The following is a 14,617-nucleotide window of genomic DNA, read 5'->3' on the forward strand; positions in this document are numbered from 1 at the left end:
GTTGCCAGCTCGGCGTTCGTCATAGTGCCTCTGTGCTTACTTAGGCTGCACAGGCACTGCAAAGGCCGCGTAGCTCAATCGTCGTCTTTTCCGCCTTGAAGCCCTTCAACCGCGCCCATTCGTTCAGCCGGTCATCGATGGCGTGATCATGGAACTCGCTCACCTGGCCGCAGCTTTCGCAGATGGCAAAGGCCACTGTTCCATGATGGGTGCAGCAGGAGTGTTCCTGGTGCGAACAGGCGACAAAGGAATTGAGGCTCTCCAGCCGATGCACAAGGCCAAGGCCGAGCAGCTTTTCCAAGGCGCGGTAGACCTGGAGCGGCGCACGAAACCCATTGTCCCGCAGCTTATCGAGGATCGTATAGGCGCTCATCGGCTGATCGGCACGGGTCAGCACATCCAGAACCAAAGTCTGGTTTTTCGTGAGGTTCGGCGCGCTCATGGGCGGTCTCCCGTTGCAGTGCGGATGCTGGCAAGGTGGCGACCGGCGTTGGGCAGGAAGCTTGCCAGGAAAAGAATGAGGGCAGCGACCACGATCGACGGGCCAGAGGGGCTGTCGCCGTAAAGCGAGCCGAACAGGCCACCAACCACGGCAAGCGCCCCGATGACAGAGGCAAGCACCGCCATGGCTTCCGGGCTTGCCGAAAAGCGGCGTGCCGTGGCGGCCGGAATGATCAACAGCGCGGTAATCAGCATGATGCCAACGATCTTCATGGCAATGGCAATGACGAGCGCCATCAGCAGCATGAAGAAAAACCGCGCGCGCTCAGGCTTCAGCCCCTCGGCCTCGGCCAGTTCATGGCTGACGGTGGAGGCTATCAGCGGGCGCCACAGAAAGACGAGGCAGACGAGCACGAAGGCGCCGCCCAACCAGATCAGCCAGATATCCTGGGGCGTGACGGCGAGGATATCGCCAAACAGGAAAGCGATGAGATCGATGCGCACCCAGGACATGAAGGCGACCATGACCAGGCCAATCGCCAGCGTCGAGTGCGACAGGATGCCAAGCAGGGAATCCGCTGACAGCGCCTGACGACGCTGCAACAAAAGCAGAAGCAGCGACACGCCGACGGCCACGGCAAACACGCTGACCAGAAGATTGATCTCGAAGAACAGCGACAGCGCCACGCCGAGAAGTGCGGAATGCGCCATCGTATCGCCGAAATAGGCCATGCGCCGCCACACGACCAGGCAACCGAGAGGCCCGGTCGTCAGCGCCAGCCCGATGCCGGCTAGAAGCGCGCGCAGGAAGAAATCGTCAAACATGGCGATGATGCTCCCCGGCCGCATCGGCATGATCGTGTGCATGGTTATGGTGATCGTCATGCGCATGATCATGGCTATGGCCGTGATCGTGGCCATGATGCCCGTCGCCCGGATGGCAGTGATCGGTAATGCTGCCATCGCCATGCTGTACGCGCCCGTCCGGCAGATGTGTATGGTCATGGCGGTGATCGTAAAAGGCAAGCCCGCGGGCCGCCGCACCAAACAGACGGCGATAATCCTCGCTCTGGCTGACAACGGCTGGCGTTCCGCGGCAGCAGATATGGCCGTTGAGGCAGATCACCGTATCGGTACCGGCCATCACCATATGCAGATCATGGGAAATCATCAGGATGCCGCAGCCTTTCGTATCGCGAATGCGGCCAATCAATTCGTAAAGCGCGGTTTCGCCGGCAAAATCCACCCCCTGCACCGGCTCGTCCAGCACCAGGAGATCGGGATTTCGGGCAATGGCACGGGCAAGCAGCGCACGCTGGAACTCGCCGCCCGACAGATGCTGGACTTCAGCCTTGAGGAGATGTGCAATGCCGACGGATTGAAGCGCCTCGTCAAGCGCTACAGGCGCAAGCCTGCCCGTCAGATGCATCAGACGCTCGACAGTCAGCGGCATCGTCCAGTCGACCGACAGCTTTTGCGGCACATAGCCAACCTTGAGGTTTTCAGCGCGCGTGACGCTGCCCTCATCGGCCCGTAGGACGCCGATTGCCATCTTGGCGGTCGTGGATTTTCCAGCGCCGTTCGGGCCAATCAGCGTGACGATTTCACCCCGACGCAGCATCAGATCCACACCACGCACCAGCCAGCGGCCCTGGCGCCGGATACCGGCATTGGCCAGCGATACGAGCTTCTCCTCGCGAGGCTTCGATTGCATCAACATCAAAAATCCTGTGCGGCTGTTGCTCTCCGCTATCGCACGCGTTATAGCATAACACAACCAATGTAATAACATAACATACACTTTCAAGGAGTAACCCCGATGACGAAACTGTCCGCCGCGCTTCTCGCCTCGGCCTCGCTCTTCATCGCGGCAAATGCCATGGCCGCGCCGGAGGTGGTCGTCTCGATCAAGCCGATCCATTCGCTGGTGGCTGGCGTGATGCAGGGCCTTGGCGAGCCGAAGCTGATCGTCGACGGTGCTGCCTCGCCGCACACTTATTCCATGAAGCCTTCCAACGCCCGCGCCATTGAAAACGCCGATCTGGTGTTCTGGATCGGACCCAATATGGAAGCCTTCCTCGACAAGCCGCTCGATGCGCTGGGCAAATCGGCAAACATCGTTGCCCTGGGAGAGGCGCCGGGCCTTGAAAAGCTGCCCTTCCGCGAAGGCGGCGCTTTCGAGGCGCATGAAGATGAAGACGGGCATGATGACCACGCCCACGCAGCGGAAAAGCCGGCGACCGGTCATGACCACGCCCATGCGCATGGCGATGATCACAAGCCCGGCGAAAAGGACGTGCATGCCGATGCGCATGACGACCATGATCACGAAGGTTTCGACACGCATCTCTGGCTCGACCCGAACAATGCGAAAGCCATGGTGAAAGAAATCGAGGCAAAGCTGATTGCCGCCGATCCCGGCAATATCGCCATCTACAACAAGAATACGCTGGCGCTGATCGCCCGCATCGATGCCATGGATGGTGAGATCGCCAAGACAGTGGAGCCGGTGAAGAGCAAGCCCTTCGTCGTCTTCCATGATGCCTATCAGTATTTTGAGCATCACTATGAGGTGAAGGTTGCCGGCTCCATTACGGTCAGCCCCGAAACGGCACCCGGCGCCGAACGCCTGAGCCAGATCCACCAGAAGCTCGGCGAGCTTGGCGCAACCTGCGTTTTTGCTGAGCCGCAGTTCACGCCGAAGCTGATCAAGGTGGTGACGGAAGGAACCAAGGCCCGCGCCGGCGTGCTTGATCCGGAAGGCGCAACGCTCACCGCCGGCCCGAACCTCTATTTCGAGCTGATGACCAATCTTGCGACCTCGCTGAAGGACTGCCTTGCCAAGGACGCCTGACCGGCAGGCCATAGAAACAGACCAGAAAAGGCGGATATCCGCCTTTTCTTAGCACTATCAATGTAATGTTATAACAAATGGAGTTCGAGATGGATGAAAGATTGCCCGTCACGGTTCTGTCCGGCTTTCTCGGTGCCGGCAAGACGACGCTGCTCAACCATATTCTCGCCAACCGCGATGGGCTTCGGGTTGCGGTCATCGTCAACGATATGAGCGAGGTCAATATCGACGCGGCCCTGGTGCGTGATGGCGGCGCCGACCTGTCGCGCACGCAAGAGCAACTGGTCGAGATGACCAATGGCTGCATCTGCTGCACGCTGCGCGATGACCTGCTGAAGGAAGTGCGCCAACTGGCCGAACAGAAACGCTTCGATTACCTGCTGATCGAATCCACCGGCATTGCCGAGCCCTTGCCGGTGGCCGCCACCTTCGAGTTTCGTGACGAAAACGGCCAGAGCCTGTCGGATATCGCCCGGCTCGACACGATGGTGACCGTGGTGGATGCCGCCCATCTGTTGAAGGATTACGGATCCTCCGATTTCCTCGCAGACCGTGGCGAAACAGCCGGTGAAGGCGATAACCGCACGCTGGTCGATCTTCTGGTCGAGCAGATCGAGTTTGCCGATGTCGTGGTGCTGAACAAAATCTCCAGCGCCAGTGCCGACGAGCTTGCCGCCGCCCGCGCCATCATTGCCGGTCTCAATCCCGACGCACAGATCATCGAGGCCGATTTCGGCCATGTGCCGGCCCGCTCACTTCTGGGAACCGGGCTTTTTGATTTCGGCAAGGCCGAAACCCATCCACTGTGGTTCAAGGAATTGCACGGTTTTGGCGATCATGTGCCGGAAACCGAGGAATATGGCATTCATTCCTTCGTCTACCGGGCGCGGCGCCCCTTCGATCCGGAAAAGCTGCATCACTTCATCAACCAGTCCTGGCCCGGCGTCATCCGCGCCAAGGGATTTTTCTGGCTGGCGACCAGGCCCTATCATGTGGGTGAAATTTCGCAGGCCGGCGCCCTGATCCGCACCCAGAAGCTTGGCCTCTGGTGGGCGGCGGTGCCGCGCGAACAGTGGCCGCAGGATGAAAGTTTCCGCAGCGGCCTTGCGCACTATCTCGATCCGGTCTGGGGCGACCGTCGCCAGGAAATCGTCTTCATCGGCGCCCAGCCCATGGATGAACACTGGATCCGCAACCAGCTGGATGTCTGTCTGCTGCCGGACGGAGAATTCAAGCCCGACCGCTGGAGAGACATGCCTGATCCCTTCGTCAGTTGGAGCCAGCGCGCCGCCTGAGTGCAATGGTAGATGAGACAAGGCCGCCGATGTCCCCGACGGCCTTGTCTTGTTGCTCTGTTTCCCGTGCTTCAGCGGCCGGTTACGATGCTGGAAATCATGCCGCTGGCAGTGCCGATCAGCAGGAATTGATTGTCGACGCGCACCCACTGGTAGCCACGCGGCGGGGCCTGCAGACGATAGCGCTTGTAATCGCGCACTTCGGCAAGACGCGCACGTTCAGCGCGCGTCAGCTTGTGGCCCTTGTTCCAGCCCTGCTTCTTGACGACCGTCTTCTTCTCGATCGTCACCGTGCGTTCAACGCTGCGATTGCGGTCCTGATCATTACCGCGATGTTCCTGCGCCTGCGCCATCGGCGCAGCAAGAATGGTGGCAGCCATCATCATGGAAACGAATATTTTCATCGGGTGTGTCCTCGTGTTTTTATATGACACTTGAACACTTATGGCTTGAACAGTGAATGCAGGATGAACCGCTCCATTACCATTTCGCAATGAAATGAGGCGATTGGCACAAGGAGTTCAGACGTCGATATAATCTCTTCCCGCAGCGTGAACGGCAAAAGCCCGACACATGGCCGGGCTCCTGTATGATCAATGCAATCGAAATGCGCTTAGCGAGAGGGACCTTCGCGCTCGGCCGATTGAGCCCAGAGATTGATATCGGCATCCTTGGCAAAGACTTCGATGTCCGCCAATTCTGCAGGAGTGAAATCCGGGCGGTCCAAGGCAGCCACGCAATCCACCACCTGTTCGGGGCGGCTTGCGCCGATCAGAGCGGAAGTGACGCGACCACCGCGCAGCACCCAGGCAATCGCCATCTGCGCCAGCGTCTGGCCACGCTTTTCAGCAATGGCGTTGAGGCCGCGCAGGTTTTCCACATTGCGCTCGTTGAGGAAGGCAGGACGCAGCGACTTGCCCTGTGCCGCACGGCTATCATCTGGAATGCCACCGAGATATTTCGAGGTGAGCATGCCCTGGGCCAGCGGCGAAAACACGATGGAGCCCATGCCGACATCGTCGAGCGTATCGAGAAGGCCGTCCTCTTCCACCCAGCGATTGATGATCGAATAGCTGGGCTGGTGGATGACGAGCGGCGTGCCGAGATCCTTCATGATGGCTACGGCCTCACGCGTGCGCTTGGCATTGTAAGACGAGATGCCGACATAGAGCGCGCGACCGGAGCGCACGATATGGTCCAGCGCACCGCAGGTCTCTTCCAGCGGCGTATCGGGATCGAAACGGTGCGAATAGAAGATATCGACATAGTCGAGACCCATGCGCTTCAGGCTCTGATCGCAGGATGCGATCAGATATTTGCGGCTGCCCCATTCGCCGTAAGGGCCCGGCCACATATTGTAGCCGGCCTTGGATGAAATGATCATCTCGTCGCGGTAGCCGGCAAAATCACTCTTCAGAATTTCGCCGAAAGCGGTTTCGGCGCTGCCGGGCGGCGGGCCGTAATTGTTGGCGAGATCGAAATGGGTAATGCCGAGATCAAACGCCGTGCGGCAGATGGCGCGCTTGCGCTGGTGTTCGGTGTCTTCTCCGAAATTGTGCCAGAAGCCGAGCGAAATCGCCGGAAGCTTCAGTCCGGTGCGGCCACAGCGGTTATAGGTCATCTTGGAATAACGGTCGTCAGAAGGCTGCCAGGCCATACGTCTCTCCTCCGTGTCTGTGGCAGGTTTCCGTCTCTCATCTCAGACGGAAAAAGCCGTGCGCAATTTTTCGCGCACGGCAGATCTAGGTGCGGGAACAGGAAAAACCACCCTGCCCGAGCAAAGCTTTTATTCTCAGGCGTTCAGCCCGCTGCCCCAGGGGCCGTGCGGCTTGTCCACGCCGTCGATACGCTCGAAACCATGCGCACCGAAGAAATCGCGCTGCGCCTGGATGAGGTTGGCCGTGCCACGCCCACGACGATAGCTGTCGAAATAGGCCAGCGCCGAAGACAAAGCCGGAACCGGCAGGCCCGACATCACGGCGGTGGAGACGACGCGGCGAAGCGCGCTATCGGTTTCCTTGACCATAGCGGCAAAGGCCGGCGTGACGATCAGGTTGGCGATATCCGGGTCCTTGGTGAAGGCCGAGGTGATCTCGTCGAGGAATTCCGAACGGATGATGCAGCCGGCGCGCCAGATCTTGGCAATCACCGGCATTGGAAGGTTCCAGCCATACTCCTTGGAGGCAGCCGCCATCACGGCAAAGCCTTGCGCATAGGCGCCGATCTTGGCGGCAAGCAGCGCATTCTCCAGATCATCGAGGAAAGCCATGCCGTCAATGCCGGGCATGGCAACCGTCTGCGGCAGACCAAGGATCTGTTCGGCAGCAACGCGCTCCACCTTCTGCGAAGACAGAATGCGACCGGCAACAGCCGCCTCAATGCCGGTTGCGGCAATGCCCAGATTCTGCGCCTCGATAACCGACCATTTGCCGGTGCCCTTCTGGCCGGCACGGTCGACGATTACATCCACCATCGGCTGACCCGTGATCGGATCGGTGGCAGCGAGAACCTTTTCGGTGATCTCGATCAGGTAGGAATTCAGCCGGCCCTTGTTCCATCGCCCAAACACCTGGGAGATTTCCGAGGCCGACAGCTTCATTCCGTCGCGCAGGATGCCGTAGATTTCGGCGATCATCTGCATGTCGGCATATTCGATACCGTTGTGAATGGTCTTGACGAAATGGCCGGCGCCGTCATTGCCGAGCCAGGCAACGCAGGGCTCATCGTGATACTTGGCGGAGATGGAGGTCAGCACGCTTTCGACGCGCTTCCAGCTGTCTTCCGTACCGCCGACCATGATGGAGGGACCGTGACGGGCACCCTCTTCGCCGCCCGATACGCCCATGCCGATAAAGGTCAGCGGGCTGTCCTTCAGCGTGTCGAAACGGCGCATCGTGTCGCGGAAATTGGCATTGCCGGCATCGATCATGATATCGCCAGCCGACAGATAGGGCTTCAGCAGTTCCATCTGCTGATCGACCGGCTCACCGGCCTTGATCATGATGATGATCGGGCGTGGCGGGCGGATAGCGGCGACGAAGTCTTCCAGCGTCTCGCAGGGAATGATCTGGCTTTGCAGGCTGCCGGCTTCGGCGAAGAATTTGCGGGTTGCCTCGGGGCTGCGATTGAAAACGGCAATCTTGTTGCCTTTTTCCGCTATGTTCAACGCGAGGTTGGACCCCATGACGCCAAGACCGATGAGGCCGATTTCTGCCTGTTCCACGGAACTATCTCCACTACGATTGGGAGGCTGTTTTGGCATTCAACGTGACGGACGGCAAGGCCAAGGCCTCGTAAACCGATTAAATTTATCTCATGTCAGCAAGTTATGATGCTAATATAATCAGCAGGATGCATATACAGAGCAGGCAGGCAAAGGCTAGAGATAGCGCTTAATGTGCCAGCGGTCGTGATACCAGAGCCATTGCTCGGGGTTCTCGCGCACCCAGCTCTCCACCTTGTCGTTCAGAAGCTGGCCCGTCGCCTGCACATCGACAGCGCCCTTTTCATTGCGCGGAATGTCGATCTTCGGTTCGATCTCCAGCCGATAACGGTTATCGGGCAGACGGATGCAGCGCGCCGGATAGACTTCGCAGTCGAACTGGCGCACGAGCTTGGCGAGCAGCGGATTGGTCTGCACCGGATTGCCGAAGAAATTCGTGGAAAGCCCCTTGCGGAACTTCTGGTCGACCAGCACGCCGATGCCCTGCCCTGCCTCCAGCTGCCGTGCCAGCGCAATGGAAGACCCTGCATGCGAGGGCACAAGCTTGCCCATGCGCGCGGCGCGGAAGGAGAACACCTTTTCGGCAATATAGGGATTGTTCGGCGGGCGAAACATCACTGTGACATTGAGGCCAAAGGCATTGCCGGCCACCGGCAGCAGTTCGAAATTGCCCGTATGGGCGGTAAACACGATGAAGGGACGCGGATTGTCACGCAGGTCGAGAAAGATCGGAATGCCGGAGACTTCGATACGGCCCGGCGTCTCGCGCTGCGGGTCGAAATCGAACAGCTGGTCGAGAAACACATATTCCGCCGCAAGCCGGCCCATATGGCCCCAACTGGCCATGGCAATGGCTTCTCGCTCGGCCTCGGATTTTTCCGGATAGGCGTTTTTCAGATTGACGAGCATCAGCCTGTGCCGGCCAAGCCGCGGGCCGATCTGACGCATTAGCCAATCGGCAAAGCGGATGGCGGGATCTGCGGGAAACAGCTTCAGAAGATTGAGGAAGGAAAAGGCAAGCTGCGCCACCAGCCATTGCTGGAACTGGCGCGCCTTCAGGACAATCCTCGTCAACAGCATCTTCAAGGGATCAATCCATCTTCAGGATGATCTTGCCGAAGATCTGCCGGCTCTCCATGCGCTCCAGCGCCTTGTCGATCTCACCGAAGGACACTTGCGTATCGATGACCGGATGCACGATGCCACGCGCCATCTTCTGCATGGCATTGGCCATGTTTTCCATGCGACAGCCAAAGGAACCGAGCAGTTTCAGCTGCTGCTGGAACAGCATCATCAGGTTGACATCCGTAGAAACACCCGAGGTCGAGCCGCAGGTGACCAGACGCCCGCCACGCTTCAGGCAGAACATCGAGGCGGCAAACGTATCCTTGCCGACATGTTCGAAGACGACATCGACGCCCTTCTTCTTGGTCAGCTTGCGCACCACGCCTTCGAAACGGTCGGTGCGGTAATTGATGACATGATCGGCGCCGAGCGCCTTGGCCTTCTCGATCTTGTCGTCGGAGCCGACGGTGGTGATCACCGTGCAGCCCATCTTCTTGGCCAGCTGGATGGCAGCCGAGCCGATACCGGAGCCGCCGGCATGCACGAGAATGGTCTCGCCGGGCTCAAGCTTGGCATTGTCAAACAGCATATGTTCCACGGTGCCGAAGGTGACCGGCGCAAGCGCCGCCGCCACCGCATCGACACCGGGTGGAGCCGGTACGAGCTGGCGGGCGGGAATGTTGATCTTTTCCTGGGCAAAGCCGTCCAGATGGAAGCCATGCACACCGGCGACATTTTCGCACAGGTTATCACGGCCCTCGCGGCAGGCCTTGCAGAGGCCGCAGGTGCGCGCTCCATAGACGGAGACCAATTGGCCGGGCAGAACATTGGAGACGCCCGCACCGATGGCTTCCACGACGCCAGAGGCTTCCGCACCGATGGTGAGCGGCATCTTGCGCTTGGCAAAGGCCATGCCGCGCCAGCCCCAGACATCAATATGGTTGAGGGCCACGGCCTTGACGCGCAGCGTCACTTCACCGGGTGCCGGCGCATCCGGTTCCGGAACATCGACCGCTTCGAGCCGGCGATCATCGATGAGTTGCAAAGCGCGCATGAGACTATTCCTCCGCCCGAGGGCGTCAAAAGATCGTGGTGTGGTAGAACGGATGTGGAGCCGGCTTTTAGGCCGGCTCGACCGTCATGACAAGACTGGCATTCTGGCCGCCGAAGCCAAAGGAATTGGACAGCACGGCCGAAACCTGCTGGTCGCGCTTCACATGCGGCACAACATCTAGCACGATGGCCGGGTCCGGGTTGACGTAGTTGATCGTCGGCGGCAGCGTGCCGGTCCGCATGGTCTGGATCGAGAACACCGCTTCGACGGCGCCGGCCGCCGTTAGCGTATGACCGATCATCGACTTGTTGGACGAGCAGGGAATGCCGTCCTTCAACCGATCGCCAAAGACAGACAGCATGGCGCCATATTCCATCTTGTCATTTTCCGGCGTCGAGGTGCCATGCGCATTGATATAGCCGATCTGGCCTTCATCAAGGCCGGCATCTTCGAGTGCAGCGCGGATCGTGGCAATCGCCGGGCCACCATCCGGCGAGGAGCGCGTGCGGTGGAAGTGATCGGCCTTTTCGCCGCAGCCCTTAAGGATGCCGAGCACTTTTGCGCCACGCGCAACAGCCGATTCAAGCGATTCCAGCACCAGAGTTGCCGCACCTTCGGCAATCACGAAGCCGTCTCGTTCCTTGCTGAAGGGCTTGGAGGCTTTTTCCGGCGGGTCATTCTGGGTGGACAGTGCCGAGAGCAACGAGAAGCGGATCAGCGCTTCGGCCGAAACGGAACCGTCGGTCGCAACCGTCAGCGCACGGTCTGTGCGTCCCTGACGGATCGCCTCGACGCCGAGCTGAATGGCAGTAGCACCCGAAGCGCAGGCTGTCGACAGCGTCACGGGTAGACCACGCGTGCCGAACATGTCGGACAGGCGCTCGGAAATGGAACCGAACTGTGCCGCTTCCAGGAAGACCGGATCGGGACGTTCGCGCATGGCGGCGAGGAACCGGTCATAGGCATCGCCCTCAACCTTGGCTGGAGGCGCACGATCGGCAAGCTCGAATCGGGCGCTCCATTCAGGCTCGACGGGTGGGGCGGCCAGAAACAGCGGGCCGGCGAAATCGCCGGAAAGACCGGCCTGCGCCAGTGCCTCGCGCGTCGTTTCGCGCGCAAAGGCAAAGGAACGCTCGACGGAATTGGGATGCGGAACCGAGATGAAATCCACCGTGCCGCAAATGCGAGTGGAAAGCCCATCGGTCGGAAAGCGGGTGATCTTGTGGATGCCCGAGATGCCGGATGTGAGCGCTGCCCAGTTATCGGCAAGCCCCTGGCCCAGCGAGGTGAGGACACCCATGCCGGTGACGGCGACGATCGGGCGACCCAGATGATCTTTGAAAGCTTTACTGTTCATGATGCTCTCCTCAGCCGTTTGCCGACAGGACGGCGAGACCTTCGCCGCGCAGATAGCCGACCGTCGTCACGACCGCATGCGTCACGCCATGGGTCATGGGCTTTTCGTGTTCGGCATCGAAGGCCGGCACATGCGCCTGGGCGTCAAGGGCAAGCGCTGCAAGCGCCAGACCGAGCGGAAACTGTGCTTCCATCGCATGGCCCGTCACGCCGCCATAACCGCGGATGGCAGCGCCTGGAAACTCAACCTCGAGCGCTGCCCTTTCGCGGGCTGCCAGATCGACGACGCCGCTAGAGCCAGAAAACACCACCAGATCGCCAGGCGAAACTTCGGATGCAAGGTTCGACATGCGGCCAAGCCGCGTCTCGAGTCCACGATCCTCGCGGCTGCCGCGATCGCCCTCGATCGCGCCGATCGTTGCATAGATATGCGCGCCACGCGCTTCGGCATGGGTGCGGCTCTCCATGACGAGGAAGGCGCCGACAGAGCCCATCATCATGCCGCCACCGTTTTCGATGGCGCGCGACCAGAGAGGATGCCAGTCACCCGTGGCATGGGCACGGATGCCCTCGACCAAAAGGATGATATCGGCGCGTTCCGCGACAAAGGCGCCGCCAACCAGCGAATGGCTGGACTGCCCAGCCTTGATGCGGTGATAGGCGGTCTCGACGGCGGAAATGCCGGCCGCTTCCTCGCCCATGAACGTGCGCGAGGAGCCCGTGACCTTGTGCACGATGGAAATATTGCCGGCCATCAGATTGGAAAGCTGTGCGAGAAACAGCGTCGGGCGCAGCTCGGTCGTCAGCTTTTCATTGAGCAGCTGTTCGCGGTCATTGCGCTTCAGTGCTTCATCGACGATCAACGAATCAACCTTGATATCGCGCTCGCCGCCACCGGCCGCAACGATCATGTCCATGCTGCCGCAGGCTTCGGCATCGTCCTTCAGACCCGCATCGTCCAGCGCAAGGCCGGCGGCAAACACGCCCAGACGCTGCCAGTTTTCCATCTGGCGCTGGTCGCCACGCTTGGCGATCTGCTGTGACCAGTCGATTTCCGGCATGGGGTGAACGGGATAGGGCTGGAAGCGGGTGGTCTCGACCGGCGGCTTGCCCACGTCCGCGCCCGTCAGAAGCGCGATATGCGGCTCTTTGCCGACGCCCTGGCACGTGACGATACCGACACCGGTAATCACGACATCATTGTCTGAACTGCTCATCGTGAGGTCAATCCTTCTTGCACGCCAGCACTCTTGCATGCCGGCCGACCTGCCTGCCGGTGTCAACGGGCGGCAAGCGCATCCATAAGCCCAACTTCTTCGGCGCGCTTGCGCACAATATCGGCCAGCGGCACCTGATCGAACGGCATGGTGCGCAATTTCAGCTGCGCATCACATACCTTCTTGCCCGCACAGGTGATCTTGGCCTTTGTCACCGCATAGCCCGATCCCTCATGCTCCAGAAACGCCTCGATGTCGAGAACTGCATCGGGCTCGACGAAGGTACGCATCTTGGCGCCATCCACCGACATCAAAAACGGCATGGCGGCAAACTTGCTGGCGGCCAGCACCAGAAAGCCGCTCGCCTGCGCCATCGTCTCAATCAGAAGCACACCCGGCACCAATGGCATTCCGGGAAAATGCCCTTCGAAGACAGGGCTTTTCGAGGGCACGACGGAGCGCGCGGTGAGCGTCCGGGCGTCAAGATCCACCGCCTCGACGCGATCGATCATCTGGAAATATTCAAGAAGCATCCGGGTCAGACCCACTCTCAACTGAAAAAGGCATAGCGCTTGGAATGGAGGAGAGCTGCGCAACGGCTTTGCCCGACCTAGCCGCTGAAACGCAAAGTGGAGCTTCAGCTCCACTTTGGTTACAACACGTCATCCTGGACAAGGGTCCGGGACGGCCGGACTGAAAGGCAAAGAACCCGATCGGAAACGATCAGGCCTTGGCTGCGCGCAGCTCGTCGATCTTAGAGCAGAGGTTCTTCAGCACGAAATATTCTTCCGTGGAAACCTTGCCTTCGTTGACTTCCTGCGTCCACTGCTCGAGCGGGATCTTGATGCCGAACTCCTTGTCGATCGCAAAAACGATGTCGAGGAAGTCGAGGCTGTCGATTCCCAGATCGTCGATCGTGTGGCTTTCCGGGGTGATGGTGGCGCGATCGATTTCGCTGGTTTCAGCGATGATGTCGGCGACTTTGTCGAAGGTAGCGGTCACGCTCATGTCCTCTGAATTCTTGTAGTGTGGGTCCCACATAGGGAAAACGGGCTGCGATGCCAATGGGCTGCGAAGCTCGGGATCGAATTTTGCAGGCGAACTGTTGCCGAAACAGCAACTAATAGACCTATGGGACGGCAATCAGGCAGCCTTGCCCTCAACGAGCGCAGCCCGGATCACCGAGAGCACGCCGTCGGATTTCACCGCCGTGGTGATCAACTGGCTCGGATGTCCGTCCCAATGGCCGGGCGGGAAGCCGCGACCATCCGGCTTCTGGATGGTCTGTCCATCGGCAATGCCACCGCAAACGACGCGGATCGGGCCGCTGCGGGTCTCGAAAAGATCGGGCCGCACCAGATAGACGCAGGCGCAGCTGTCATGCACGACCATGCCATCGCCGACGCGCTGCTTGTAGAATTCGATGTAGAGTTGCGAGATATCCGACAACAGCTTCACCTCGTCGGGTCCAGCCGCGACCATGTCCGCCAGGAAGCCGCTGGTCATCACCGTCTGCATCGTCACATCAAGGCCGACGACCGTGACGCGCCAGGGGGCGGTGAAGACGAAATCCGCCGCTTCCGGATCGCCATGGATATTGGCTTCGGCGGCCGGCGACACATTGCCGTTCATATCAAAGGCGCCGCCCATGATGATGACATCCTTCACCAGGGCCGCCACATCCGGATCATGCTTCAGCACCAGCGCCAGATTGGTCATGCGACCTACGGCAATGAGCGTTATTTCACCGGGATGCGCGCGCACCATATCGATGATGAACTGGTAGGCAGGGCGCGCATCGGCCGTGCGGCTGATCACGTCCGGCACGGCCACATCGCCAATGCCGTTCTCGCCATGGATCGTGGTCGGCCAGTAGCTGCCGCCGCGCGAGGGATCAAAGGTTTCGCCGGCACCGCGGGCAACGGGTGCTGGAATATTCCAGGCCTCGCCGAGGTAAAGCGCATTACGGGTGGTGAGTTCGATGGGCGCATTGCCGAACACGGTTGTCACGCCCATAAGATCGATCTGCGGATGCTTGTGGAGAAACAGAAGCGCCATCGCATCATCGATGCCCGGATCCGTGTCGAAAATCACCTTGTGCATGAACTTGTC

15 protein-coding genes are annotated in these 14,617 nt (G+C 60.0%); 2 read left to right on the forward strand and 13 right to left on the reverse strand.

Translation table 11 applies throughout. The annotated features are described in order from the left end of the window. Positions 1-40: 40 nt before the first annotated feature. From E8M77_RS08020 to E8M77_RS08030, 3 genes are read right to left on the reverse strand one after another with little or no spacing between them, the layout of a single operon-like run. Complete coding sequence (locus tag E8M77_RS08020; RefSeq protein ID WP_137130108.1) at positions 41-442, reverse strand: Fur family transcriptional regulator; 402 nt, start codon at positions 440-442, stop codon at positions 41-43. Continuing rightward, positions 439-1,266: an iron chelate uptake ABC transporter family permease subunit gene (locus E8M77_RS08025; RefSeq protein ID WP_137130464.1), complete on the reverse strand. Its 828-nt coding sequence runs from the start codon at positions 1,264-1,266 to the stop codon at positions 439-441. The genes E8M77_RS08020 and E8M77_RS08025 overlap by 4 nt, the downstream gene beginning before the upstream one ends. Further along, entirely contained in the window at positions 1,259-2,161 is a 903-nt protein-coding gene (locus E8M77_RS08030) for a metal ABC transporter ATP-binding protein (protein WP_246659173.1), read from the reverse strand. Before E8M77_RS08030 ends, E8M77_RS08025 begins: the two co-directional genes overlap by 8 nt. Before the next feature lie 99 nt (positions 2,162-2,260). Here E8M77_RS08030 and znuA point away from each other — a divergent pair, with 99 nt between their 5' ends. Both znuA and zigA read left to right on the forward strand, forming a co-directional pair. Further along, entirely contained in the window at positions 2,261-3,295 is a 1,035-nt protein-coding gene (znuA, locus tag E8M77_RS08035) for a zinc ABC transporter substrate-binding protein ZnuA (protein WP_137130110.1), read from the forward strand. Positions 3,296-3,384: 89 nt separating this feature from the next. Then, positions 3,385-4,590, forward strand: a complete 1,206-nt coding sequence (gene zigA, locus E8M77_RS08040) for a zinc metallochaperone GTPase ZigA (RefSeq protein ID WP_137130111.1) — start codon at positions 3,385-3,387, stop codon at positions 4,588-4,590. A gap of 71 nt (positions 4,591-4,661) precedes the next feature. Here zigA and E8M77_RS08045 read toward each other — a convergent pair whose 3' ends face one another. From E8M77_RS08045 to E8M77_RS08090, 10 genes are all read right to left on the reverse strand, one after another. Next, positions 4,662-4,994, reverse strand: coding sequence for an RcnB family protein (locus E8M77_RS08045; RefSeq protein WP_137130112.1), 333 nt, complete (start codon positions 4,992-4,994; stop codon positions 4,662-4,664). Positions 4,995-5,203: 209 nt separating this feature from the next. Beyond that, on the reverse strand, positions 5,204-6,247 hold the full coding sequence (mgrA, locus tag E8M77_RS08050; RefSeq protein WP_137130113.1) for an L-glyceraldehyde 3-phosphate reductase: 1,044 nt from the start codon (positions 6,245-6,247) through the stop codon (positions 5,204-5,206). Positions 6,248-6,382: 135 nt separating this feature from the next. Continuing rightward, positions 6,383-7,813, reverse strand: a complete 1,431-nt coding sequence (gndA, locus tag E8M77_RS08055; protein WP_137130114.1) for an NADP-dependent phosphogluconate dehydrogenase — start codon at positions 7,811-7,813, stop codon at positions 6,383-6,385. A gap of 156 nt (positions 7,814-7,969) precedes the next feature. Continuing rightward, complete coding sequence (locus tag E8M77_RS08060) at positions 7,970-8,899, reverse strand: lipid A biosynthesis lauroyl acyltransferase (RefSeq protein WP_137130115.1); 930 nt, start codon at positions 8,897-8,899, stop codon at positions 7,970-7,972. 4 nt (positions 8,900-8,903) lie between these two features. Then, on the reverse strand, positions 8,904-9,932 hold the full coding sequence (locus tag E8M77_RS08065) for a zinc-binding dehydrogenase (RefSeq protein WP_137130116.1): 1,029 nt from the start codon (positions 9,930-9,932) through the stop codon (positions 8,904-8,906). A gap of 67 nt (positions 9,933-9,999) precedes the next feature. After that, the gene (locus E8M77_RS08070) at positions 10,000-11,289 is read right to left on the reverse strand and encodes a beta-ketoacyl-ACP synthase (RefSeq protein ID WP_137130117.1); all 1,290 of its coding nucleotides are present in this window, start codon (positions 11,287-11,289) and stop codon (positions 10,000-10,002) included. Positions 11,290-11,299: 10 nt separating this feature from the next. Beyond that, positions 11,300-12,505 (reverse strand): beta-ketoacyl-ACP synthase, encoded by a 1,206-nt coding sequence (locus tag E8M77_RS08075; RefSeq protein ID WP_137130118.1) that lies wholly within the window; start codon positions 12,503-12,505, stop codon positions 11,300-11,302. Positions 12,506-12,567: 62 nt separating this feature from the next. Then, positions 12,568-13,038 carry a 3-hydroxyacyl-ACP dehydratase FabZ family protein gene (locus tag E8M77_RS08080; protein WP_137130119.1) on the reverse strand — a complete coding sequence of 157 codons (471 nt, stop codon included), beginning with the start codon at positions 13,036-13,038 and terminating at the stop codon, positions 12,568-12,570. Between the two features lie 190 nt (positions 13,039-13,228). Further along, positions 13,229-13,513 carry an acyl carrier protein gene (locus E8M77_RS08085; protein WP_137130120.1) on the reverse strand — a complete coding sequence of 95 codons (285 nt, stop codon included), beginning with the start codon at positions 13,511-13,513 and terminating at the stop codon, positions 13,229-13,231. Positions 13,514-13,648: 135 nt separating this feature from the next. Continuing rightward, a complete protein-coding gene (locus E8M77_RS08090; protein ID WP_137130121.1) occupies positions 13,649-14,608 on the reverse strand; it encodes a nucleoside hydrolase in 960 nt (319 codons plus the stop codon). Positions 14,609-14,617: the final 9 nt, after the last annotated feature.

It is taken from the genome of Rhizobium sp. FY34 (assembly GCF_005222845.1).
Lineage (GTDB): Bacteria > Pseudomonadota > Alphaproteobacteria > Rhizobiales > Rhizobiaceae > Neorhizobium.